The sequence below is a fragment of the Polaromonas sp. genome (assembly GCF_041689105.1).
In the GTDB taxonomy this organism is placed as follows: domain Bacteria; phylum Pseudomonadota; class Gammaproteobacteria; order Burkholderiales; family Burkholderiaceae_C; genus Polaromonas.
Genome location: NZ_JBDNGU010000157.1, coordinates 1 through 23,220, shown reverse-complemented (window position 1 = coordinate 23,220; position 23,220 = coordinate 1). Strand labels below are relative to the sequence as shown.

Below are 23,220 nucleotides of genomic sequence, written 5' to 3'. Positions count from 1 at the left end.
AAAATGGCCGTCAGACCTTAGGGGATGGGAATAACCTGCTATAGATTAAGGAGCACCGCACCCCAGGTGAAGCCACCGCCCACACCTTCCAGCATCAGCGTGTCGCCTTTTTTGATCTTGCCGCTACGCACCGCAACGTCCAGTGCCAGCGGAATGGACGCCGCCGACGTGTTGCCATGCTGGTCCACCGTGACGATCAGCTTGTCCAGCGGCAGCTTCAGCTTTTTCGCCGTGCTGTTCATGATGCGGATGTTGGCCTGATGCGGAATCAGCCAGTCGATGTCGCTGTCCTGCAGGCCAGCCTTGGCCAGAGTGGCGCGGGCCGCATCTTCCAGCACACCAACGGCCAGCTTGAACACCGCCTGGCCATCCATCTTGAGCAAGGGGTCGCCCAGCACCTTGCCGCCCGCGACCGTGCCCGGCACACACAGGATACCGACATGTTTGCCGTCTGCATGCAGGTCCGTCGCCAGGATGCCCGGTGAGTCCGAGGCTTCGAGCACCACGGCGCCGGCGCCGTCACCAAACAGTACGCAGGTAGTGCGGTCTGAAAAATCCAGAATGCGCGAAAACACCTCGGCGCCAATCACCAGGGCCTTGGTGGCAGAACCTGTCTTGATCATCGCGTCAGCAACGGTCAGCGCATACACAAAGCCGCTGCAAACCGCCTGCATGTCAAAAGCAGGGCAACCGGCGATGCCCAGCTTGTTCTGCAGGATGCAGGCCGCAGAGGGAAAAATCATGTCGGGCGTTGAGGTGGCCACAATGATCAGGTCGATGTCTTCAGCTTGCAGGCCGGCGGCCTGCAAGGCGTTTTTGGCGGCTTCCACACCCAGGTCGCTGCTGCAGACATCGGGCGCCGCGAAGTGGCGGGCACGGATGCCGGTGCGCTCGACAATCCAGTCGTCCGAAGTTTCTATGCCTTTGGCAGCCAGCTCGGCCGCCAGGTCGGCATTGCTCAATCGGCGCGGCGGCAGATAGCTGCCGGTACCAGTGATTCGTGAATAAGGGCTCATGAATAAGTTTAATGCGCTGGCGCTGGGTCGGCCTGCCCGACAGCCACAGCAGCGAGCGTTGCCTCCGGCTGCCCCCGAGCCGCTTTGGCCAGCAGTGGGGCGGCGTGGGCAATTCGCTCCTGCACCCGATCCAGCAAGTTGTTGCGAGCTGCATCATAAGCGCGATTCAAGGCACGCTCAAAAGCAAATGCATCGGCCGAGCCATGGCTCTTGAATACCAGCCCGCGCAGGCCCAACAAGGCCGCGCCATTGTATCGACGATGATCTACGCGATTTTTAAACGCAGTTAACACCGGATAAGCAACGATAGCAGCGATTTTTGTGAATACGTTCTTTGAAAACTCAGCCCTGATGAAGCCACCAATCATGCTGGCCAGGCCTTCACTGGCTTTGAGCGCCACATTGCCGACGAAACCGTCGCACACAACGATATCGACCACGCCCTTGAAGATGTCGTTGCCTTCCACGTTGCCATGGAAATTCAAATCGCCGCTTTTAGCGGCAGATCGAAGCAAGTCACCTGCTTTTTTGATAACTTCGCTGCCTTTTATCGCTTCTTCACCGATATTGAGCAGTCCCACCGTGGGATTCGGTTTGTCGGCAATGGCAGAGACCAGCGCCGAACCCATGACAGCGAACTGAAACAGGTGGTCTTCGGTGCAATCGATGTTGGCGCCCAGGTCGAGCACGGTGGTGGCGCCGCCAGCGGCATTGGGCAGCTGGGTCGCAATGGCGGGCCGGTCAATACCGTCCAGCGTTTTAAGCACATAACGCGCAATCGCCATCAGGGCGCCGGTGTTGCCGGCAGACACAGCAGCCTGGGCCTCGCCGTCCTTGACCTGCGTGATGGCGACGCGCATCGATGAGTCTTTTTTGCGACGCAAGGCTACTTCGATCGGGTCGTCCATGGTGACGACCTCGGTCGCAGCCAGGACCTGGCAGCGCGGATGGGACTGGATGCGGGGAAACTGCGGGTGCGCGGCCAGCACAGCGGGCTGGCCGACCAGCACGACTTCGGCCTCGGGGTGGCCATCGAGAAAAGCCAGACTGGCCGGGACGGTGACCGACGGGCCAAAATCCCCGCCCATGGCATCGACAGCTATCCTGATCATGGCAGAACCGATGCAGTCAGGAAATGGGATGTCAACAAAACAAAGGCCCGCAGGATGAGTGCGGGCCAGTCGTTAAAGCGTGAAGTTACGCTTCAGATTTGGTTTTCAGCACCTTGCGGCCACGGTAGAAACCGGTGGGGCTGATGTGATGGCGCAGATGCGTCTCACCGGTGGTGGACTCGACGGCCAGACCTGGAACGGTCAGGGCATTGTGGGCACGGTGCATGCCGCGCTTGGAAGGTGATTTTTTGTTCTGCTGGACGGCCATGATCCGCTCCTGAGGGGGTATAGGGTTGGTAAATTGCGCTCTGAAACCGTGAGAGGGTCCCGGCGCGAAGCCTTTGATTATAGCGCGATACGGCCAGATTTTCCAGAGCCCGGCCTGAAGGTGGCCTGCCCCCTGTCCGTAAATATCGTCCGAAGCGACTTATTTAGGCTTTTTGAGCTGGGCCAGCGCGGCAAACGGGTGCGGCTTGGCCTCTTCGGGCTGTGCCAGCTCAGCCTCCCCCGCGCTGAACACCGGACTGACGGGACAGGTCTCGTGCATGGGAACCAGCGGCAACGCCATCAGCAACTCGTCTTCGACCACGGCCAGCAGGTCAAACTGCGGTGTCATGACCAGCAAGTCCTCCTCGGACGCGTCATCCTCGGCCATGGCGATGTCTTCGTCGGCGACAAAGCGGTACCACTGGTCGACTTCAAGCGCGGTAGCCACGGTGCCCATGCAGCGCTGGCAGGTCAGCGGCAAGCTGGTTTTGGCTTCCAGTCGCACCCAGACATCGTCCTCGACGCCAGAACGTTCCCGCAACTCCCCGCTGGCGCGCCAGTTGATGACCAGATCGGGCGCTGGTCCATGTATTTCCTGGGCCAGGCGTTCCATATTTTGTAGCGGGGTGAGCTCGACGAGCGGCACGCCTTGCTGGGCAAAAGCCGACATATTGAGCCGGCGAGCATTCAGATTGTTCGACATGGCCAGCAGTGTAAGAGAATCGACGTATGACGCCTGCTCCCAGCAACGATGCCCGCACTGCCCGCCCCAGCACACCGGCACGCCGGCTGATTCTGGGCTCGACCTCCCCTTATCGCCGTGAATTGCTTTCGCGCCTGGCGGTTCCCTTCGACGTTGTTTCCCCGGAGGTGGACGAAACCCCGCGGATCGGCGAGGCGCCGGCGCAACTGGCCCGGCGGCTGGCGCTGGCCAAAGCCCGCGCAGTGGCCACCAACTTCCCGCAGGCGGTGGTGATCGGCTCCGACCAGGTCGCCGACCTGAATGGCCTGTCGCTGGGCAAGCCCGGCAACCACGAACGCGCTGTCGTCCAGTTGCGCCAGATGCGCGGCCAGACCGTGATCTTCCAGACTGCCGTGGCGGTGGTGTGTATGCAAAGCGGGTTCGAGGAAGTCGATCTGGCGGCGGTCAAGGTTCGGTTTCGCAAACTGGGCGACGACGAGATCGAGAATTACCTGCGGGCTGAGCAACCCTATGACTGCGCCGGAAGCGCCAAAAGCGAGGGCCTGGGCATCGCCCTGCTGGAATCCATTAACAACGACGACCCCACCGCCCTGGTGGGCCTGCCGCTGATGCGCACCTGCCGCATGCTCCGCGCCGCCGGCATCACGCTGCTCTCCCTTCCAGGAGCAACACCATGACGGGCCAGGCCAAAGGCCGGCTGTACCTGGTGCCGGCGCCGCTGGACTTCGGCTGCGATGTGCAGGCGCCGCTGCTGGACGTGATGCCGCTGGGCACGCTGCAGATCGCGTCAACCCTACCCTGCTGGATTTGCGAAAACGCCAAAAGCACACGCGCCTACCTCAAACGTGTGGGCGAGGTTCAGCCGTTGTTGCAGCCGATGCAGGCCCTGCAGATCACGGAACTGCCGCGCGAGGTGCATAAAAAAGGTGATCACGGCGGCGGTTTCGATGCCAAACCGTTGCTCAAGGCCGCGCTGGAGGGCCGCGACATCGGGCTGGTCAGCGAAGCCGGCATGCCGGCCATCGCCGATCCGGGCTCGTCGGTGGTCCGCGCAGCGCATGAACTGGGCATCCAGGTGCTGCCGCTGAGCGGACCCATGTCGCTGGTGCTGGCGCTGGCGGCCAGCGGGCTCAACGGCCAGAACTTTGCGTTTGTCGGTTACCTGCCGCAGGACGGTGGCGAGCGCAGCCAGCGCATCCGGGAGCTCGAATCGCTGGCACTGAAAACCGGCCAGACCCAGATCTTCATCGAGACGCCTTACCGCAACACCGCCCTGCTGCAGGCACTGCTGCAGACCCTGCAAGCCAATACCCGCTTGGCCCTGAGTTGTGGCCTGAGCCTGCCAACGGGTTGGTCGCACAGCGCACTCGCCAGCGCCTGGAAACGCGACAAACCGGCGGTGCCGCTGGCCTTGCCAACGGTGTTCTGCATCGGGCGGTAAGCCTGGACGACGGCCACAAAAAAAGCCTGCATCAAGCGGGCTTTTTTCATGGGTTTCTAAAGGCTCACCGAATCGAGGGGATCGCCTTCAGACTGCGGATCGCCCCGTCGCCAATCGCCGCACCAAACCGTTTGGCCAGTCGCTCGGCGACGTTTTCCCGGCGCGTGTAGTCGATGATTTCCTCGGTCTTGACGATCTCGCGCGCCACGTATTCGAGCGAACCGAGGTTGTCGGCCAGGCCCAGTTCGATCGCCTGCTGGCCAGTCCAGAACAGGCCGCTGAACATCTCCGGCGTTTCCTTCAGGCGCTTGCCGCGCCCGGCTTTGACGACGGTGATGAACTGCTGGTGGATCTGGTCCAGCATGGACTGCGCATAAACACGCTGCTTGTCGGTCTGCGGGCTGAAGGGGTCGAGGAAGCCCTTGTTCTCGCCGGCTGTCAGCAGGCGACGTTCCACGCCGACCTTGTCCATCAGACCGGTGAAACCAAAGCCGTCCATCAGCACGCCTATGCTGCCGACGATGCTGGCCTTGTCGACAAAAATCCGGTCGGCCGAGGCGGCCACGTAGTAGGCAGCGGAAGCGCAGGTTTCCTCGACCACGGCGTATACGGGCTTCTTGTGTTTGGCCTTGAGGCGGACAATCTCGTCGCTCATCATGCCGGCCTGCACCGGGCTGCCGCCGGGCGAGTTGATCAGCAGCACCACGGCCTTGGCCCCCTCGTCTTCAAAAGCGGCACGCAGCGCGGCGTTGACGAACTCGGCACTGGCGTCGGCACCGGCGGCGATCTCGCCCTTGATCTCGACCACTGCGGTGTGCGGCGTGGTCACGCTGGCGGTGGTGCTGCGGTGCATCGCAAACCAGACCAGGAATACAAAGAACGCCAGCCAGGACAGACGCACAAAGGTTTTCCAGCGGCGGGTGGCTTTTTGCTCGTTCAGGGCCGCAAAAGCCAGTTTCTCCAACGTGGCGCGCTCCCATCCCGGCTTCAGATCAGCCGCAGTCTCACGCCCCGCTATTTTTTCAGACGCTGCTTGCGCAGACCCGGCGGGGGCTGGAGGCCGAGTTTCATCGAAACCCGGTTCGGTGGTCGGGTCGGTGCGGTTTGAATCATTCATAAGCAGTAGTTTAGAACTCGATGACCTTCAGGTTGTAGGAGGTATGCCAGAAAACAAGCCCGTCGCGCTCGGAAAGATCTATTTTTACCAGCCCCCCGTGGCAGGGCCCGCCGCTGCAGGCGCCAGTGTCGGGACGGTAGGCCGCGCCGTGGCTGGCGCACAGCAGCCATTGCCCGCTGTTGTCGAAGATCCGGTTGGGCTGCCAGTCCAGCTCCATCGCCACATGTGTGCAGCGGTTCAGGTAGGCGTGCGGTCGCCCCTCGAAGCGGATAGCGAAGGCTCGGCAGGTCTGACCGGCGTAATGCACATCAAAGGGCACGGCCTCGCCGCCGTCGGCCAGGTCGCTTGCCCGGCACAGCGCAATCGGCAAATCACTCATTACAAAACTCGTCGAGTTCGGAACGCGTGGCGCCAAGGGCAGGAGTTTCCTCTTCACCAGCCGCGGCCGCGGAACCGGCTTTGCCGGGGCGCAGGCGCAGCGCCCCCGAGGGGCTGGAGACTGCGGCTCCAAACCTGTTTGAGCAGGTTTGGACAGTCGACAGAAGCGAAGCCTCTGGCGAGCGGCGGCCTGCAAGGCCTCGTGCATTACACGAAGTGACAAGGGCTGGCCGGGCGTATACAACCGGCTCGTTCGCCTCGGGGGGCAGCGCATTACACGAAGTGACAAGGGTGGGGGCCATGTCCTAGGCCTTGAGAAGCAGCCAGTCGTGCAGCTCCTGCACAGAATGCGCGATGAAACGCGGCCTGAGCACAGGAAAAGCAGCACTCTCGTGTGCGCCGTAACTGACGCCCACACTGGCGCAGCCAGCATTGACCGCCATCTGCAGGTCGTGCGTGGTGTCGCCGATCATCAGCGTGCGCGCCGGGGTCACGCCGAATTGGTCCATCAACTCGTGCAGCATGCGCGGGTGCGGTTTGCCGGCGGTTTCATCGGCGGTTCGTGAGCCGTCAAAAGACCCCTTGAGCTCCACCGCCTGCAGCGCTTCGTCCAGGCCGTGCCGGCTTTTGCCGGTGGCCACCGCCAGCCTGTGGCCACGTGCCTTGAGCGCGGCCAGCAGGGGCAACACGCCGTCGAACAGGCTGATGTCGTTCTGGTGGCCGATGTAGTGGTGCCGGTAACGCACGCCGAGTTCGGGGTATTTGCTCTCGGGCACGTCGGGCGCGGCATGGGCCAGCGCCTGCATCAGCCCCAGGCCGATCACATACCCTGCGGCCTCGTCACTCGGCACGGTGCCGCCTACGTCGCGCACCGCAGCCTGGATGCAGCGCACGATGATTTTGGTGGAGTCGAACAGCGTGCCGTCCCAGTCGAAGGCGATCAGGTCAAAGTTCAGGGTAGGGCGTGGCATGGGCGGTAAAACTCTCGAGATCAGGAGGAAGCGCGGCCAGCAAGTCGATGCGTTTTCCGCTGGAGGGATGGGTGAACTTTAACCGCCAGGCATGAAGAAACATGCGTTTGAGCGCGGGGCCGGTGGCTTCTTTTTGCAGGGCCTTGTTCAGTTCGAAATCGCCGTACTTGTCGTCGCCCGCAATCGGATGGCCTTCGCTGGCCAGGTGAACGCGGATCTGGTGGGTGCGGCCGGTCTTGATGGTGACCTCCAGCAGGGTGAAAGCACCCGATGGCGAAGGCGACTTCACCTTGACCAGCGTCACGGCCCGCATGCCGTCCGGGTGGTCCTTGTCCACGACTTTCACACGCCGCTCACCATCGGAAAGCAGGTATTTTTGCAGCGCCTTGTCCAGCACCTTTTTGTTGGCGGGCCAGGCACCTCTAACCAGCGCCAGGTAAATCTTGTCGGTTTCGCGCTCGCGAAACTGCTCCTGCAGGTTTTTCAGTGCCACCCTTTTTTTGGCAACCAGCAGGATGCCGCTGGTCTCACGGTCCAGCCGGTGCACCAGCTCCAGAAAGTTCCAGTCCGGCCGCGCCATGCGCAGCTGCTCAATGACGCCGAAGGCCACGCCGCTTCCGCCGTGCACCGCCACGCCGGCCGGCTTGTCGATGGCCAGCAGGTGTTCGTCCTCGAACAGGATGGGAAATTCGCGCGACGGGGCACACCCACCGATGCTGGACGCCGCACCGTGCCGGGCCACTTCGACGGCCATGGCCTGGGCCTTCTGCTCGGCCCGCTCCGAGGTCCGCACCGGCGGCAGGCGCACCACGTCGCTGGTCTCCACCCGCGTGTCGGCCCGCGCCCTGCCCTTGTTGATGCGCACCTCGCCGCTGCGGATGATGCGGTAGACATGGGTTTTGGGCACGCCCTTGAGCTGGCGGATCAGGAAGTTGTCCAGCCGCTGGCCGGCCGAGTCCTCGTCGACGGTTACAAATGTGGCCTGCACTGCGGCCGTGTCTGGAATGGGGGCCAGGGTTTGCGGCCCTGCCGCAGGCACGGCATGGCCTGCTGCTGCGTTGGCCGGGGGTTTACCCGGGCGCCCTGTTTTGGCTGAACCTGCGCCTATAATGTGTTTCACTAGCGATAAGCTGTAAGTGGTTGATTTGTCTGGGAGTTTAGTCCACACACCCATCAACCCACTGCAACAGCCTTGCTGGAAGGTCGACGCCACTGGCAGCAATTGCCCGCAAGCGCACGGTGCCAGGCACCCCGCGGCAGGAAAATGTTGTGCAGACGAGTCGACGTTTTGCGAACACAACCACGGAATACCATGTGTTCAGCCCAGCAGGCTGGACACGGATAGCAGCGAAATCTGGTCTTTGAATGGGTAGCCTCTTGACAACACTGGTCGTACTGATGAACTTATGCCTGCGGCGCTTTTTAGCCTTGCTGTTCGGCATGAATCAGCCGCCAGCCCTTGTCCTGCGGGCGCAAGCAGCTACTTATTTTGTAGCAATCACCTGTCTGATCCCGCTTCGCCCCATCCACGCGCCTACGCCCAGACAGCGCAGCTGACCGGCTCACCCCGGTTCGCTGTCGCGCCGTCAAAGGCTCTCCGGCAATTCCCCACGTTCGCACTGCGTCTGCTCCCGGCGTCGTTTGCCCATTTTTCGGGCAGTGATGTTTGAGACAGAGAAGAACGAAGGAAACCCCATGAAACGCATGCTGGTCAATGCCACCCAATCGGAAGAACGCCGACTGGCCATTGTCGACGGACAAAAACTCCTCGACTACGAAATTGAAATTGAAGGGCGCGAACAGCGCAAGGGCAACATCTACAAGGCCGTCGTGACACGCGTCGAGCCCTCGCTCGAAGCCTGTTTTGTCGACTACGGTGAAGACCGCCACGGCTTTTTGCCATTCAAGGAAATCTCCAAGCAGTATTTCGCCCAGGGCGTTCCGGTCAGCCAGGCGCGTATCCAGGACGTGATCCGCGAAGGCCAGGAAATCCTGGTCCAGGTCGAAAAAGAAGAGCGCGGCAACAAGGGCGCGGCCCTGACCACCTTTGTCTCGCTGGCCGGCCGTTATGTGGTGCTGATGCCCAACAACCCGCGCGGTGGTGGCGTGAGCCGCCGTATCGAGGGCGAGGACCGGGCCGAGCTGAAAGAAAACATGGACCAGCTGGAATACCCGGCCGGCGCCAGCATCATCGCCCGCACCGCCGGCATTGGCCGCAGCGCCGCCGAGTTGCAGTGGGACCTGAACTACCTGATCAAGCTCTGGACCGCCATCGACGGCGCCGGCAAGGAGGGCAAGGGCGCCTTCCTGATTTACCAGGAATCGAGTCTGGTGATCCGCGCCATCCGCGACTACTTCAACAGCGACATCGGCGACATCCTGTTCGACACCGACGACGTTTACGAGCAGGCACGCCAGTTCATGGCCCACGTGATGCCCGAGCACGAGCACCGCGTCAAGCGCTACCGTGACGACGCGCCGCTGTTCTCGCGCTTCCAGATCGAGCACCAGATCGAATCGGCCTACGCCCGCACCGTGCAGCTGCCTTCCGGCGGCGCGATTGTGATCGATCACACCGAAGCTTTGGTGTCCGTGGACGTCAACTCGGCCCGCGCCATCAAGGGCGGCGACATTGAAGAAACCGCCACCCGCACCAACCTGGAAGCCGCCGACGAAGTGGCGCGCCAGATGCGTTTGCGCGATCTGGGTGGCCTGATCGTCATCGACTTCATCGACATGGAAGAGTCGCGCAACCGCCGCGATGTTGAAAACCGCCTGCGCGATGCGCTGCGGCAGGACCGCGCGCGCGTGCAGTTCGGCACCATCAGCAAGTTCGGCCTGATGGAAATGAGCCGCCAGCGCCTGCGCCCTGCGTTGAGTGAAGGCGCATCGATTCCGTGCCCGCGTTGCGGCGGCTCCGGCCACATCCGCGACACCGAAAGCTCGGCGCTGCAGATCCTGCGCATCATCCAGGAAGAGTCCATGAAGGACAGCACGGCCTCGGTGCTGTGCCAGGTGCCGGTCGATGTGGCGTCTTTCCTGCTCAACGAAAAACGCTCCGAGATCGCCAAGATCGAGATGAAGCAGCGCATCAACGTGCTGCTGGTGCCCAATAAAACGCTGGAAACACCGAACTACAAGCTCGAGCGCCTGAAGCACGACGACCCGCGCCTGGACAACATCGAAGCCAGCTACAAGATGGCCGAAGAGATGGAAGACCCGACCACGGTCACGCGCCGCAGCCAGGAAAAACACAACAAGCAGGAGCCGGTCATCAAAGGCGTGCTGCCCGATGCACCCGCACCGCAGGCCATCCCGAAACCAGCGCCTGTGACCGCCGCACCTGTCGCGGCGCAGCCGGCCCGCGCCGTGGCAGCTGCCCCTGTCGAGAAAAGCTTCTTTGCCAAGGTGAAAGAATTTTTCGTCGGCGCCGACACCGCCCTTGTGGCCGCACCAGCCAGGGAAGAGAAAAAAGACGAACGCGGCGAAGCTCGCCGTGACGGACGCGGTGAGCGCAACGACCGTGGCGGCGAACGCGGCGGTCGTGACGGACGCCGTGGTGGACGCGGCGGACGTGGTGAAGGTCGTGGCGGTGAAGGCCGCACCGAGCAGCGCGGCGAAAGCCGCAGTGGCGAACGCCGTGAACGTGGCGGCGAAGTCCGCAGCGAGCGTCCAGCCACGGAAGGCCGTGTCGAAGGCCAACGCCAGGACCGCCCGGCTGGCGAGCGCAACGAGCAGCCGCGCGAACCCCGTGAGCCGCGTGAGCCGCGTGAGCCACGCGGCGAGCGCCCGGAGCGTTTAGAAGGCAGTGCCGAGGGCCGCGAAGGTCGCAACCGCCGGGGCCGTGGCGGTGATCGCGGAGAACGTGGCGAGCGCGGTGACCGCGCGCCGCATGACGCCGAACAGCAGGACCTGGCACTGGCCAACCAGGCTGCCATGGCCGCAGCCATGGCAGGCGATGCCTCGCCGCGTCAGGAACGCGCAGTCGAAGCCGGTTCTGACGGCGAACGCCAGGACGGCAGCCGCACCAACGAAGCCCGCGCCGAAGGCCAAGGCCGCCGCGAGCGTGGCGGAGAACGTGGTGAGCGCGGCAATGGCCGACGTGGCGAACGCCGTGACGACCGCGGTGACCGGACGGATGGCAGCATGGCACCCGCCGCGGCTGCCCAGGCCGACAGTTTCGACGCCGCCCATCCCGCCGTCGTGGCAAGCCAGGACGAAGCAGGCAACCCGGTCGTGCCCGCGTCTTCGACCGATGCGCCAATTCAGACCGACGGTGAAGAAGGCCAGGACCGTCAGCCGCGTGATCGCCGCAGCCGCGACCGTTATGGTCGTGACCGCCGCGAGCGTTCAGAGCGCCCTGACCAGCCTGCCGATGGCATGACCGAAGGCGCCGCAGCGCCCACCGCAGTTTCTGAAAACTTCGAGTCACATCAGCCTTCAGCCCTTGAAAAACCGGCACCAGCTGCTACTGAATTCGTGGCGCAGACCGAGCCCGTACGTGCGCCCCAGATGACGCCGCAAGCCGCACCTGTGGTCGCCGCTCCCATCGTGACCCCGGCGCGCGCCGTGGCCGCGCCGGCAGGCCGCTCCCTGCCAAAAGTGCAAACCTATGACCTGCCGCTGCAGGACCTGGCCCAGGTGGCCCAGTCCTCCGGTCTGCAATGGGTTAACTCGGATACGGCGAAGATCGCCGAAGTCCAGGCCGCCATGGCCGCCGAGCCCAAGCCCATCCACGCTCCACGCGAGCGCCCACCGGCCGCGCAACTGGACGCCAGCCCGCTGGTGCTGGTCGAGACCAAACGCGATCTGCGTGATATGAACTTGCCGTTTGAACAAGCTGCTACGCCGGCAGCGGGTGAGCGCGCGGAGTAATTGCTCTGTTTGTGCCAGTCGGCACGAGATCAAAGGCAGCTTTCGGGCTGCCTTTTTTTCGCCTGTATGGTGGCCTTGCGCTGCCTGCGCTTGGTGAAGATATCGCTTGACCGGGCTGAAACAGCTTGCTGGCGTGCAACAAACATCAGAAGCAAAGAAGGCGCCAACAACCCCAGCCCGAATGGGCAAAAAAAATCAGACTTCCGCCGCCCTCTTATAAGCCTGCGCAGCAGCAACAGCATCCTCGCGCTGCTCTGCGAGAAGAGCCAGCGCGCGCCACGCATTGCGGTGCAACGTGGCGTCCTGCAAGGCCATCGCGGCCTGCGACAGCAATTGCTGGGCCTTGCCCCAAAGCTGTCGTTTCAGGCAAGCCATGCCCGCCAGGTACTGCAGGTTGGCGTCGCGCGGGCGCTGCTGCTGCGCGGCCTCAATCCGCGCCAGCCAGGCCGCGTCGATGGAATCGAGGCCCTGCTCGAGCACGTGGATCAGCTTGACGCGCAGGTTGTCGCTGATCTCCGAGCGCGGCTGCATCACCGGCTCCCAGACCTGCAGCAGCCAGGAGCGCGCCAGGTCCGCGTCACCGTGCAGCGCAATCAGGCGGGAGGCGGCGTGGATCACCAGCTCGGGCATCGCGCGCTCGGCTGCGTCCAACGACTGCCAGACGTTTTGCAATTGCGCTGGGTCGTGCGCACCGCCGAGCAGTTCGAGTGCCAGGCCGCGCACAATGCTTTGCGCCGCAGCCGGCGAGAACGCCCGGTGTTTGGCCAGCAGGCGCGCGGTGTCCAGTGCCTGCGAGGTCTGCCTGGCCTGGCGTGTCGCGCGCAGGCGGGTGCGCAGGGCCAGCGTGCGTCGCGCCGCGCCCTGCGGCAACTGGCCCAGCAGCTCCAGGGCGCCGTTCGGATCGCGGTCGTCCAGCGCCCAGCGCGCAGCGCGCAGTTGCACACCTTCGCGGGTTTCCTGGGCAATGCGGTGCGGGCTGATCTCCAGCGCCTGCTGCAGGTGTTCTTCGCGCATCGCCTTGTTTTGCAGAGAATGAGCGCTTTCGGCGGCCAGCAGGTGGGCCAGAAGCCGCAGTTGCGTTGCCCGCGCGGCGTTGTAGCTGCTCACGTCGCTGGACGTGCGCGCCAGCTCGCTGAGGCTTTTTTCCTGGATGACGGCGTTTTGCGCGAGCTTGGCCGCACGGATAAACCGTCCGGCCATCAGGTGCGATAGCGCGTCCATGAAGGCAGCGTACATCGCCCTTTCCTTTTGCTGCGCACGCCAGCGACGGGCTTCAGCCGGCAGCGAGAAAACGACTGACGAGGCGCGCAGCGCCACATACAGCAGCATGAAAAGACCCGCCAGCAGCAGCACCAGCAGATTAAAGGAGATGTCAATGCGGTGCGGCGGCCAGAACAGCGTGACCACCGCCTGGTTGTTGCCGGCCACCAGCGCCACCGCAACCGCGATGCCGAACAGGGCCAGGAGCCAGAGTGCGCCGCGCATGCTGTGCCTAGCGGCCAGCGGCCGCGGTGGCCAGCGCAGCCAGGGTCTCATCCAGACGCGGCAGCTCGCTGGACTTCATCTGGGTTTGCACCTGCTGCAGAAGTTGGCTGGCTGCCTGCGTCCGGCGCGACGCCGGGTCGAAGTACTTGGCCAGCACGGCCGACGCGCTGGTCAGATCGGTGCGCGCGCTGGAGGTTTGCCGCGACAGCAGGCCCAGCCGCGCATTGAGCAGCTTGAGCTTGAGGTTTTCACGCAGGAAGAACGATTGTTCTGGCGCCAGCAGGGCCGCGTCGGGCTGGTCAATGCGGCTGACGCGCAGCAGGTTGCGCGCTTCATCACGCACGCCCTGCCAGGTGCGCGCCCACCAGGCCTGCAGGGCAAGCTGGTCAAACAGAAAAGGCGCCGGGTTGACCGAAGGCGCGGCGGCGGAAGCCGGGCGTGCGGGTGCGACTGCGGCTACGCCGATGCGCGTATTGGCAGCCACCGGCATGGCGTTGGCCAGTGGCAGCTCGTCCACCAGCCGCGTCAGTTCGTCAAGCTTGAGCAGCAGCCCGGGTACATCGGTCACGGTGGTCGCCTTGATGCGCTCCACGTCGCGCGCAATGGCGCGTTGCAGGGGATTGAGGCGCGGCTGCGCGGCACGCGACAGGCGCTGATCGGCCGACTTGAGCGCCGCCAGCATGGGCTCGGCGCTGCCCGTCAGTTGCGCCTGCTGCTGAGCCAGCCGCAAGGCCGACTCCACATCAACCACCAGGTTTTCATCGCGTGAGCGCGACAGGCTTTGCATCAGCTCTTCAAGCTGCGTGCGCTGCAGGCTGACTTCGCTGAGCCGGGTTTCCAGCAGGGCCAGCCGCGCTGTCAGCTCGCGTGTGCCGTCCTGGGCCTGGCGCGCCAGCGTACGGGCCTCAATGGACTGCGCAGTCGCATCGGTACTGCGCCGGGCCAGCTCTTCCTGCATGTTGCCGAGTTTTTGCCACAACATGGCGCTGAGCAGCACACCGGCCAGCGCCACCACGGCGGTCACCATCAGCACCGCGCGCAGGGTCGCGCCGCCCGCGCGCGGCGTGGCCGGCACGTCAGACGCGGACGTCGACAGGGGGATCGCGGGAACGGATTCGTTGTCGCTCATGGTTGTATGGATTCTATCGAGGCCACGATGTCCTCCAGCGTCGGGCGTGACTCGGCTACAACACCCCAGCCGGCGGCGCGCACGGCCTGGGCAATGCGCGGGTGCGTGGCCACGGCGCGGGCCTGTGACCAATCTTGCGACGGCAGGTGGCCCACCGCTTCGGAACTGCTGAACAGCCAGACCGAACCGTCGGTCGCAGCTTGTTTCATGGTGAGCCGCTGCTGTGCCGTGAAGAGCGGCGCACTGCGCTGGTAGACCGCCACAAACGTGACCTGCGCGCCGGCCGCCACCAGTTGTCGCGCCAGCCAGTCACGGCCGTTGGCACCGGCCGCCGCATCGCCTCCCGCACTGTGTCCGCGCACAATCAGCACGCGCAGACCCCGCCAGACGCGGCCGCCCACCAGCGCCCACAGGGCTTCGGAGTCGAACTGGCCGGCATCTGCCGCAGGTGCATCAATGCGTGCGGCGGGCACACCGGCAGCCCGCAGGGCGGCCACTGTGCCGGGACCGGGTGCCATCCAGCGCAGGCCCTCAATCGCTATTGAATTAATAGCTGCTTGCCTACATTCGGCGGGGGCTGAGGTCTGATTTGATGCAAAAAAAGCCTCTACCGCATTGCCACTGACAAACATCAGCGCGGCATACGAGCTGATCTCGCGCCAGGCCTGTTGCAGCGCCGGCGAATCCGCCAGCGCCTCAATCCGGATCAGCGGCAGCGCCTCGGCCCGCAGGCCGCGTTGCGCCAGCAACTGCACCCAGCGCAGGGCATCGCGCTCGGGCCGGGTCACGATGACGCGCGCAGGCGTCAAGAGTTGGCGGCCCACACCGCGCCGCCGGCGCGTAACGAGGCGGCGACCTGCTCGCCCAGCGCTTCAGCTTCTGCGAAAGTGCTCACCAGCGCCTGATGCCCGGCACGCACCAGCGGCTGGCCGCTTCCCTGGCCGTCGGCGCCGGGCTCGCCCCAGGCTGCTTGCAGATGCATGCCGCCAGCAGCGCCGGGCTCACCGATGAAAGCCGCCAGCGGCATGGAGCAGCTGCCGCCCATGGCGCGCGAGACCGTGCGTTCGGCCGTCACCGCCAGCCAGGTCGGCTGGTGCGCGAGCGTAGCCAGCGCGGCAAGAAGATCCTGGCGGTCGGCACGCACCTCGATGCCGAGTGCACCCTGGCCGGCCGCCGGCAGCATCTGCCCGGGCTCGAAGGCCTGGCGGATGCGCGAGGTCAGACCCAAGCGTTTCAAGCCGGCCGCTGCCAGCACGATGGCCTGGTACTGGTCTTCGTCGAGCTTGCGCAGGCGCGTGTCGAGGTTGCCGCGCAGCGGCTCTATCTTCAGGTCGGGCCGCAGGCTCTTGAGCAGCACCAGGCGGCGCAGGCTGGAGGTGCCAACAACGGCGCCTGGCGGCAACTCGTCCAGCGATAAAAAGTGGTTGGACACCAGCGCATCGCGCGGGTCTTCGCGCTCAAGCACGCAGGCCAGCGCAAAACCCTCGGGCAGGTCCATGGGTACGTCCTTGAGCGAATGCACGGCCAGGTCGGCCCGGCCGTCCAGCAGCGCGGTTTCCAGCTCCTTGACAAACAGGCCCTTGCCACCGACCTTGCTGAGCGAGCGGTCCAGGATCTGGTCACCCAGCGTGGTCATGCCCAGCAGGCTGACCTGCCAGCCAAGGCGGGCTTGCAGCAGCGCCTTGACATGTTCAGCCTGCCAAAGCGCCAGTCGGCTTTCACGTGTGGCAATGACCACGCGAAGGGGAGTTGGGGAATCTGCGCGCACTCGTAACCTGTTCGTATCTTGGGGGTGTCACGGATGCTAGCATGCTGCACTGCAGTACAAGAGCCCAACAAAAAGGTGAACCCATGGTGACGACAGCGCGCACGAAACTCCTCAAGGAACTGCCCGGGGGAGCGTTCGGCAACGGTGAGCGCCCGCGCGCACGGACCAAGGACAATGAGCGGCCACTGGTCGAGGACATCCGCCTGCTCGGGCGCATCCTGGGCGACGTGATCCGTGAGCAGGAAGGCGTGGCCGCCTACGAGCTGATCGAGCAAGTGCGCAAGCTGTCGGTGACCTTTCGCCGCGATGCCGACGCGGAGGCCGACAAGTCGCTCAAAAAGCTGCTCAAGAGTCTGTCGGGCGACCAGACGGTCAGCGTGATCCGCGCCTTCACCTACTTCAGCCATCTGGCCAACCTGGCCGAAGACCGGCACCATATCCGGCGCCGCGCCATCCATGAACGGGCCGGCGACACCCAGGAAGGCAGCATCGAGGTGGCACTGTCGCGCCTGCGCTGGGCCGGCATCTCGCCCAAAACCATCTCGAACACGCTGGCGCATGCCTATGTCTCGCCGGTGCTCACCGCCCACCCGACTGAGGTGCAGCGCAAAAGCATTCTGGATGCCGAACGCGACATCGCGCAACTGCTGACGGCGCGCGACGAGATCAAGTCGCACGCGCTCGCCGTCAATGCGGCCCGCGACGCCTTGACCCCGCGTGAGCTGGCCGCCAACGAGGCGCAACTGCGCGCGCGCGTGATGCAGCTCTGGCAGACGCGGCTGCTGCGTTTTACCAAGCTCACGGTGGCCGACGAGATTGAAAATGCACTGAGCTACTACGAATCAACCTTTCTGCGCGAAATCCCCAAGCTCTATGCGGACCTGGAGCGCGCCCTGGGCAACCAGCCGGTGCACAGCTTCTTGCGCATGGGCCAGTGGATAGGCGGCGACCGCGACGGCAACCCCAATGTCAGCGCCGACACGCTCGAGTACGCGCTGCGCCGCCAGTCCGAAGTCGCGCTGCGCCACTACCTGACCGAGGTGCACTACCTCGGTGGTGAGCTCTCGCTGTCGGCCATGCTGGTGGGCTTCACGCCCGAGATGCGCGGCCTGGCCGAACGCTCACCCGACATCAACGAACACCGGCTCGACGAGCCTTACCGCCGCGCGCTGACCGGCGTGTATGCGCGGCTGGCCGCCACCCTGAAAGACCTGACCGGCCGCGAAGCCGCGCGCCATGCGGTGGCGCCGCAAAACGCCTACGTCGCCGCCGAGGACTTCCTGGCCGACCTGCACACCATCGAAGCCTCGCTACTCGCCAACCATGGCGGCGCGATGGTGGCACAGCGCCTGCACCCGCTGATACGCGCCGTCGAGGTCTTCGGCTTTCACCTGGCCACGGTGGACCTGCGGCAAAGTTCGGACAAACACGAGGAAGTGATTGCCGAGCTGCTGGCCGTGGCGCGCATTGAGCCGAAATATTCCAGTCTCGACGAGCCGGCCAAACGCGCGCTGCTGCTGTCGCTGCTCAAGGACGCCCGGCCGCTGCGCGTGGTCGGCGCCGCCTACTCGGACCATGCCCGCAGCGAACTGGCGATCTTTGAATCAGCCCGTGTCATGCGCCAGCGTTTTGGCGCCCAGGCGATCCGTCACTACATCATCAGCCACACCGAAACCGTCAGCGACCTGCTCGAAGTCCTGCTTCTGCAAAAGGAAGTCGGCCTGATGAAAGGAACACTGGACAACAGCGCCTCGCACGACCTGATCGTCGTGCCGCTGTTCGAGACGATTGAAGATTTGCGCAACGCCGCACCCATCATGCGCGAGTACTACGCATTGCCCGGCATCGCCCGGCAGATCAAGCGCAGTGGCGGTGAGCAGGACATCATGCTCGGCTACTCGGACAGCAACAAGGACGGCGGAATTTTCACCAGCAACTGGGAGCTGTACCGTGCCGAAATCGCGCTGGTCGAGTTGTTCGACCAGATGGCCGGTCGCGGCGCCGGGCCGTCCCAAGGCGCGAACGCCCCCCCGGGGGGCAGCGACAGACCTGCAGGGCTGAGCGTGGGGGCTCATGGCGTGCATGACATCCAGCTGCGCATGTTCCACGGCCGCGGCGGCACCGTCGGGCGCGGCGGCGGCCCGAGCTACCAGGCCATCCTGGCACAACCGCCCGGTACAGTGCGCGGACAGATCCGCCTGACCGAACAGGGCGAGGTCATCGGCTCGAAATACGCCAACCCCGAGATCGGCCGGCGCAACCTCGAAACCCTCGTGGCCGCCACGCTCGAAGCGACCTTGCTGCAACCCACCAAATCCGCGACCCGGGCTTTTCTGCAAGCAGCGGCTGAACTGTCGCAGACCAGCATGGCGGCCTACCGCGCGCTGGTCTACAACACGCCGGGGTTTACCGAGTATTTTTTCAGCGCTACACCCATCCGCGAGATCGCCGAGCTCAACATCGGCTCGCGCCCCGCGTCGCGCAAAGCCACACAAAAAATCGAGGACCTGCGCGCCATCCCCTGGGGCTTCAGCTGGGGCCAGTGCCGCCTGACCCTGCCCGGCTGGTACGGCTTCGGCTCCGCCATCGAGCAAATGCTCGGTCAGGGCGGCACACCGGCCAGCCGCAGGGAAGCGCTGGGCCTGCTGCAGAAGATGTACAAACAATGGCCGTTTTTTCGCACCCTGCTCAGCAACATGGACATGGTGCTGGCCAAAAGCGATCTGGCGCTGGCTTCGCGCTATGCCGAGCTGGTGGTCGATGTCCGGTTGCGCAAGAAGATTTTCAGCGCTATCGAAGCTGAATGGCACCGCACGGCCGAGGCGCTGAGCCTGATCACCGGCGACAAGCAGCGCCTGACCGGCAACGCCGCGCTGCAGCGCTCCATCCGCCACCGCTTTCCCTACATCGACCCGCTGCATCACCTGCAAGTCGAGCTGGTGCGGCGTTATCGCGAAGGCAAAGCCGATGAGCGCGTGCAGCGCGGCATCCACATCTCGATCAACGGCATTGCGGCGGGCCTTCGCAACACCGGCTGAGCGGCAGGCCAGCGCAGCCGGAGGTGGTCTTGTAGGCCCCGTCCTAGGGCAAGTCCAGCATCGTCCGATGGCGCGAGCGGCGGGCGCGTCCTAACATCAAGTTGAACATCCACCATCGGCAAGCACCTCAGAGCGACCCAGCGCCGCCACAGGGCCGTCTTGCCCATGCCCGTCCCTGTCCAGGAGCGCCTCACCATGTCAGCCCTGAAAATTGCCGAAGCGGCACCGGCCTCTGCCGATTTTGTATCGACCGACTCCGCCGACCTGGCGTCGCACATGCACCACTGCGCCATCTCGCACAGCCGCCTGTTCCCGATGTATACCGCGCTGGAATCCGCGCACGGGGTGGTGAGTGTGCGCATCGTGACCGTTGCCGCCATCGCGGTGATCGCCCTCGGCCTGCTCATCGCAGCCTGACGGCGTGGGCCTGGTCGTCCTCCATCGCCTGGAAAGCCTCAGCACCTTCGCCAGGGCCCTGCTTCTCGCCCGCGAGGGCGACATCCAGCCACCCATACGCGCTGAACTTTTTGGCGCCCAGCGTTTTGAGCAACACGGCCGCAGCCTGGCCAAAGCCCAGACGGTCCGCCCAGCTGGCAGCGACCACGGCCCCAGCTTTTTCCCGCGTGTCGAGGAAAACATCCAGGCCTTGCGGCTGGCCTACGACTACATCGCCCTCACCTCGCGCCGCGGCCATTTCGTCACGCCGGCGGCCGAATGGCTGCTCGATAATTTCCATCTGATCGAAGCGCAGCTTCAACAGATACGCGAGGGCGTTCCCCACCGCTACTACGCAGACCTGCCGAAACTGGCAGACAAGCCACTGGAGGGCCTGCCGCGCGTCTATGGCATCGCCTGGGCCTATGTTGCCCACGCCGACAGCGTCTTGGACCCGGTACTGTTCACCGCTTTCCTGCAAGCCTACCAGGAGGTCAGTGAGCTCACGCTGGGCGAACTCTGGGCTTTGCCCACCACCTTGCGTGTGGTGCTGCTGGAAAACCTGCGTCGCATGGCCGACCGCATCGCCTGGAACAAGGTGGCGCGTGAAGTCGCGCACGCCGCCTGGGATGCGGCCGATGAGCTGAGCCTGGAGGACCTTGATGCGCTGCGCACCTATATCCAGAGCCGTGGCCTGGAGCGCACCTACCTGACCCAGCTCTGGCAGCGCATGCCTGCTGAGCGCGCCGAGCCAGTGCCGCCGCTGACCGTGTGGACCGAACAGCACTGCGCGGACGGGCTGGGACTGATCGGCGAAGGGCAGACCGCCCAGGTCGAGGCCAACCTCACGGTCAGCAACATCATCACCACACTGCGGCTGATCGGCCAGGTCGAGTGGATCGAGCTGATCGAGCCGGTCAGCCATTCCCTGCAGGTGCTGCACCGCCTGCCGAGTTTTTCCCGCGAAAGCGAGCTCACACGGCAACAGATCACGCGAGCGATGGAAAGGCTGGCCCAGCAAAGCGGCTGCTCCGAGCGCACCGTCGCCGAAGCTGTGCTGGCGGCCACGCAGCAGCCTGGGCGTTCAGAGGTGGCACAGACGGCGGGTTACTACCTGATCGGTCCGGGCCGGCGCGAGCTCGAAGCGGCGCTGCATCCGGCTGGCCACCCTGCCGCACTGGGCCGCGCGACCGTCAACTGGCGCGCCTGGCGCCTGCCGATGTATGCCGCCGCGTGGGTCGCGGGCACCGCGCTGGCCCTGAACGCAGCCGTGCATCCGCTGTCCGGCCTGCAGGGGCCGGCCTGGGCGCTTGTGCTGCTCATGGCCTGGCCGGCGTCCGAGGCCGTCGCCGCGCTGATCCACCGGCTCGTGGCAGAGTCCACCCGTATCCAGCCCCTGGCCCGACTGGACTTTGCCGCCGGCATACCGGCCGAACACCGCGTGCTGGTGGCGATCCCGTGCATGCTCAGCTCTCCCTCGTCCAACAGCGAACTGGCCCACCGCCTGGGCCTGCATTGGCTGGCCAGCCGGGAAAACAAGGCACAGTTTGCGCTGCTGACCGACTGGACCGACGCGGACCGGCAAAGCCTGCCTGGCGACCAGGCCCTGCTTGCCGACGCGCTGGAAAAAGTTCACGCACTGAACCGCAGCTACCCGGCTGCCGTCGGGGAGCCTGCGCGTTTTTTACTGCTGCACCGCCCGCGCAGCTGGTCGGCCACCGAACGGCGCTGGATAGGCTGGGAGCGCAAGCGCGGCAAACTTGAAATGCTGCTGCGGCAGCTTGCTGAGGGCTCGGCACCGGTATTTTTGGACGTGTCTCCTGGCATGCAACTGGCAGAGGGCATCCGTTATGTACTGACGCTGGACAGCGACACCGGCCTGCCTGCGGGTTCGCTGCGGGAGCTGGTGTCCATCGCGGCGCACCCGCTCAATGCGCCACACATCGACCCGGTGACCCGCCGCGTGACCGCCGGCTATGGCATCTTGCAGCCGCGCGTGGTGACGCCCTTGCCGGCGCGGGGCGAGCGCTCTCCGTTTCTGGCCCTGTTTGCCGGCCAGGCCGGGCTGGACCCCTACAGCAGCGGCGTCTCCGACCTGTACCAGGACCTGTTCGGCATGGGCAGTTTCACGGGCAAGGGTCTGATACATGTCGCAGCCGCTCACGCGGTGCTGGACGGACGCCTGCCCGAAGGCGCGGTCCTGAGCCACGATCTGCTTGAGGGCAGTATTGCCCGGTGTGGCTACGTCGGCGACGTGGTGCTGATGGAAGATCACCCCCACCACACCGGCGTTGCCGCTTCGCGCGTGCACCGCTGGACGCGCGGCGACTGGCAGCTGCTGCCATTGATGCTGCGGGCCCGGCGCTTCGGCATCGACGCGCTGGGCCTGTGGCGCATGGCCGATAACCTGCGCCGCTCGCTGGTGGCGCCTGCCAGCGTCCTGCTGCTGGTGGCAGTCATTTTCACAGCGGCGCTGCCGCTGGCAACAGCGCTGGGCTTTGTGCTGGCGGCGCTGCTCGCCGGACCGCTGATGGGCGCACTGGCCGGACTGGTACCCACGCGACGCGGCATCGCCTGGCTGCATTTTTTCGATGTAGGCATGCGCGATGTGTTGCGCGGCCTGGCTGCAACGGCCTGGCAATTCACCCAGTTGTTTGCCCAAGCGGCCCTGCTGCTGGATGCCACCTTGCGTTCGCTGTGGCGGATGGTCGTCAGCCGCAGGAAGCTGCTGGAATGGAGCACTGCCGCACAGGCGCAGGCCGCAGCGCGTTACAGCCTGGCAGCCTTCCTGCGCAGCCATGCGTTCACTTCGGCGCTGTGCCTGGTGCTGGCGCTGGCGGCCGGCTGGAGCCCGCACCCATGGGCCGGGCCTGCCATCTTCCTGCTGTGGGCGATAGCGCCCCTGACGGCCTGGTGGGCCAGCAAGCCGGCCCTCGCCGCGAATGTCCTCGAGGCCGATGACCAAAGCTACCTGGAGCAGCTGGCGCGCCACACCTGGCAGTTTTTTGAGCGCGTTGTCGGCTCCGAGGACAACCACCTGCCGCCCGACAACCTGCAGATGGAACCGGAGCCGACCCTGGCCCACCGCACCTCGCCAACCAACATCGGCATGTATATGCTGGCCGTGGCCTGCGCCCGCGAATTCGGATGGATTTCCACCGCCGAACTCATCGCCCGGCTGCAAGCCACCCTGGCCACGGTTGACCGACTGCCCAAACACCAGGGCCACCTGCTGAACTGGTACGACACCCGCACGCTGGAGGTGCTGACGCCGGCCTATGTATCCACGGTGGACAGCGGCAACCTGGCAGGCCACCTGCTTGCAGTCGCGCAGGCCTGCAGGGAATTAGCCCCCACGCTCGTCGCTTCGCGTACTTCGCTGCCCCCCGAGGGGGCTGATTTTCCTTGGGGCGGCCCAGCGGAAAATTCGGCCCCCACGCTCGTCGCTTCGCGTACTTCGCTGCCCCCCGAGGGGGCTGATTTTC

The 23,220-nt window shown here is 65.0% G+C and carries 18 protein-coding genes; 6 read left to right on the top strand and 12 right to left on the bottom strand.

Translation table 11 applies throughout. From position 1 onward, the window contains the following. Nucleotides 1–38: 38 nt before the first annotated feature. The 4 genes from ACESMT_RS16360 to ACESMT_RS16345 all read right to left on the bottom strand — a co-directional run bounded on the left by ACESMT_RS16360 (nucleotide 39) and on the right by ACESMT_RS16345 (nucleotide 3,098). Complete coding sequence (locus ACESMT_RS16360) at nucleotides 39–1,016, bottom strand: beta-ketoacyl-ACP synthase III (protein WP_372827664.1); 978 nt, start codon at nucleotides 1,014–1,016, stop codon at nucleotides 39–41. An 8-nt stretch (nucleotides 1,017–1,024) separates the two neighbouring features. Then, a complete protein-coding gene (gene plsX / locus ACESMT_RS16355) occupies nucleotides 1,025–2,128 on the bottom strand; it encodes a phosphate acyltransferase PlsX (RefSeq protein ID WP_372827663.1) in 1,104 nt (367 codons plus the stop codon). 85 nt (nucleotides 2,129–2,213) lie between these two features. Further along, entirely contained in the window at nucleotides 2,214–2,396 is a 183-nt protein-coding gene (rpmF, locus tag ACESMT_RS16350) for a 50S ribosomal protein L32 (RefSeq protein ID WP_372827662.1), read from the bottom strand. 159 nt (nucleotides 2,397–2,555) lie between these two features. Beyond that, nucleotides 2,556–3,098 (bottom strand): DUF177 domain-containing protein, encoded by a 543-nt coding sequence (locus ACESMT_RS16345; RefSeq protein ID WP_372827661.1) that lies wholly within the window; start codon nucleotides 3,096–3,098, stop codon nucleotides 2,556–2,558. A 26-nt stretch (nucleotides 3,099–3,124) separates the two neighbouring features. Between ACESMT_RS16345 and ACESMT_RS16340 the strand changes: the two genes are divergently transcribed. Together ACESMT_RS16340 and ACESMT_RS16335 are read left to right on the top strand one after the other, a co-directional pair. Then, on the top strand, nucleotides 3,125–3,775 hold the full coding sequence (locus ACESMT_RS16340; RefSeq protein WP_372827660.1) for a Maf family nucleotide pyrophosphatase: 651 nt from the start codon (nucleotides 3,125–3,127) through the stop codon (nucleotides 3,773–3,775). Further along, on the top strand, nucleotides 3,772–4,539 hold the full coding sequence (locus ACESMT_RS16335; RefSeq protein WP_372827659.1) for an SAM-dependent methyltransferase: 768 nt from the start codon (nucleotides 3,772–3,774) through the stop codon (nucleotides 4,537–4,539). The genes ACESMT_RS16340 and ACESMT_RS16335 overlap by 4 nt, the downstream gene beginning before the upstream one ends. 64 nt (nucleotides 4,540–4,603) lie before the next feature. Here the strand turns inward: ACESMT_RS16335 and ACESMT_RS16330 are convergent, their stop codons facing one another. The 4 genes from ACESMT_RS16330 to ACESMT_RS16315 all read right to left on the bottom strand — a co-directional run bounded on the left by ACESMT_RS16330 (nucleotide 4,604) and on the right by ACESMT_RS16315 (nucleotide 8,179). Further along, nucleotides 4,604–5,656 (bottom strand): S49 family peptidase, encoded by a 1,053-nt coding sequence (locus ACESMT_RS16330; RefSeq protein ID WP_372827658.1) that lies wholly within the window; start codon nucleotides 5,654–5,656, stop codon nucleotides 4,604–4,606. Between the two features lie 10 nt (nucleotides 5,657–5,666). Then, nucleotides 5,667–6,035, bottom strand: coding sequence for a Rieske (2Fe-2S) protein (locus ACESMT_RS16325; RefSeq protein WP_372827657.1), 369 nt, complete (start codon nucleotides 6,033–6,035; stop codon nucleotides 5,667–5,669). Nucleotides 6,036–6,339: 304 nt separating this feature from the next. Then, complete coding sequence (locus tag ACESMT_RS16320) at nucleotides 6,340–7,005, bottom strand: HAD family hydrolase (RefSeq protein ID WP_372827656.1); 666 nt, start codon at nucleotides 7,003–7,005, stop codon at nucleotides 6,340–6,342. Continuing rightward, complete coding sequence (locus ACESMT_RS16315; RefSeq protein ID WP_372827655.1) at nucleotides 6,980–8,179, bottom strand: RluA family pseudouridine synthase; 1,200 nt, start codon at nucleotides 8,177–8,179, stop codon at nucleotides 6,980–6,982. Before ACESMT_RS16315 ends, ACESMT_RS16320 begins: the two co-directional genes overlap by 26 nt. A 521-nt stretch (nucleotides 8,180–8,700) precedes the next feature. Between ACESMT_RS16315 and ACESMT_RS16310 the strand changes: the two genes are divergently transcribed. After that, entirely contained in the window at nucleotides 8,701–11,880 is a 3,180-nt protein-coding gene (locus ACESMT_RS16310; protein WP_372827654.1) for an Rne/Rng family ribonuclease, read from the top strand. 195 nt (nucleotides 11,881–12,075) lie between these two features. On the opposite strand, the gene ACESMT_RS16305 is transcribed toward ACESMT_RS16310, so the two are convergent. From ACESMT_RS16305 to hemC, 4 genes are read right to left on the bottom strand one after another with little or no spacing between them, the layout of a single operon-like run. Continuing rightward, complete coding sequence (locus tag ACESMT_RS16305) at nucleotides 12,076–13,365, bottom strand: heme biosynthesis HemY N-terminal domain-containing protein (RefSeq protein ID WP_372827653.1); 1,290 nt, start codon at nucleotides 13,363–13,365, stop codon at nucleotides 12,076–12,078. A 7-nt stretch (nucleotides 13,366–13,372) separates the two neighbouring features. Then, entirely contained in the window at nucleotides 13,373–14,494 is a 1,122-nt protein-coding gene (locus tag ACESMT_RS16300; RefSeq protein WP_372827652.1) for a uroporphyrinogen-III C-methyltransferase, read from the bottom strand. Next, complete coding sequence (locus ACESMT_RS16295; protein WP_372827651.1) at nucleotides 14,491–15,318, bottom strand: uroporphyrinogen-III synthase; 828 nt, start codon at nucleotides 15,316–15,318, stop codon at nucleotides 14,491–14,493. The genes ACESMT_RS16300 and ACESMT_RS16295 overlap by 4 nt, the downstream gene beginning before the upstream one ends. Further along, complete coding sequence (gene hemC, locus ACESMT_RS16290) at nucleotides 15,300–16,232, bottom strand: hydroxymethylbilane synthase (protein WP_372827650.1); 933 nt, start codon at nucleotides 16,230–16,232, stop codon at nucleotides 15,300–15,302. The genes ACESMT_RS16295 and hemC overlap by 19 nt, the downstream gene beginning before the upstream one ends. Before the next feature lie 113 nt (nucleotides 16,233–16,345). Here hemC and ACESMT_RS16285 point away from each other — a divergent pair, with 113 nt between their 5' ends. From ACESMT_RS16285 to ACESMT_RS16275, 3 genes are all read left to right on the top strand, one after another. Next, nucleotides 16,346–19,300, top strand: coding sequence for a phosphoenolpyruvate carboxylase (locus ACESMT_RS16285; protein ID WP_372827649.1), 2,955 nt, complete (start codon nucleotides 16,346–16,348; stop codon nucleotides 19,298–19,300). Nucleotides 19,301–19,495: 195 nt separating this feature from the next. Continuing rightward, nucleotides 19,496–19,717: a hypothetical protein gene (locus ACESMT_RS16280; RefSeq protein ID WP_372827648.1), complete on the top strand. Its 222-nt coding sequence runs from the start codon at nucleotides 19,496–19,498 to the stop codon at nucleotides 19,715–19,717. Between the two features lie 4 nt (nucleotides 19,718–19,721). Next, the coding region (locus ACESMT_RS16275; RefSeq protein ID WP_372827647.1) for a DUF3131 domain-containing protein at nucleotides 19,722–23,220 on the top strand (3,499 nt) is incomplete at its 3' end.

What these genes read in the sequence shown, in the direction of transcription:
- ACESMT_RS16315 (WP_372827655.1), bottom strand. Translation starts at nt 8,179, where the DNA reads ATGGGTGTGTGGACTAAACTCCCAGACAAATCAACCACTTACAGCTTA.
- ACESMT_RS16310 (WP_372827654.1), top strand. Translation starts at nt 8,701, where the DNA reads ATGAAACGCATGCTGGTCAATGCCACCCAATCGGAAGAACGCCGACTG.
- ACESMT_RS16330 (WP_372827658.1), bottom strand. Translation starts at nt 5,656, where the DNA reads ATGAATGATTCAAACCGCACCGACCCGACCACCGAACCGGGTTTCGAT.
- ACESMT_RS16305 (WP_372827653.1), bottom strand. Translation starts at nt 13,365, where the DNA reads ATGCGCGGCGCACTCTGGCTCCTGGCCCTGTTCGGCATCGCGGTTGCG.
- ACESMT_RS16360 (WP_372827664.1), bottom strand. Translation starts at nt 1,016, where the DNA reads ATGAGCCCTTATTCACGAATCACTGGTACCGGCAGCTATCTGCCGCCG.
- ACESMT_RS16300 (WP_372827652.1), bottom strand. Translation starts at nt 14,494, where the DNA reads ATGAGCGACAACGAATCCGTTCCCGCGATCCCCCTGTCGACGTCCGCG.
- ACESMT_RS16335 (WP_372827659.1), top strand. Translation starts at nt 3,772, where the DNA reads ATGACGGGCCAGGCCAAAGGCCGGCTGTACCTGGTGCCGGCGCCGCTG.
- ACESMT_RS16340 (WP_372827660.1), top strand. Translation starts at nt 3,125, where the DNA reads ATGACGCCTGCTCCCAGCAACGATGCCCGCACTGCCCGCCCCAGCACA.
- ACESMT_RS16325 (WP_372827657.1), bottom strand. Translation starts at nt 6,035, where the DNA reads ATGAGTGATTTGCCGATTGCGCTGTGCCGGGCAAGCGACCTGGCCGAC.
- ACESMT_RS16320 (WP_372827656.1), bottom strand. Translation starts at nt 7,005, where the DNA reads ATGCCACGCCCTACCCTGAACTTTGACCTGATCGCCTTCGACTGGGAC.
- ACESMT_RS16345 (WP_372827661.1), bottom strand. Translation starts at nt 3,098, where the DNA reads ATGTCGAACAATCTGAATGCTCGCCGGCTCAATATGTCGGCTTTTGCC.
- ACESMT_RS16285 (WP_372827649.1), top strand. Translation starts at nt 16,346, where the DNA reads ATGGTGACGACAGCGCGCACGAAACTCCTCAAGGAACTGCCCGGGGGA.
- ACESMT_RS16280 (WP_372827648.1), top strand. Translation starts at nt 19,496, where the DNA reads ATGTCAGCCCTGAAAATTGCCGAAGCGGCACCGGCCTCTGCCGATTTT.
- rpmF (WP_372827662.1), bottom strand. Translation starts at nt 2,396, where the DNA reads ATGGCCGTCCAGCAGAACAAAAAATCACCTTCCAAGCGCGGCATGCAC.
- plsX (WP_372827663.1), bottom strand. Translation starts at nt 2,128, where the DNA reads ATGATCAGGATAGCTGTCGATGCCATGGGCGGGGATTTTGGCCCGTCG.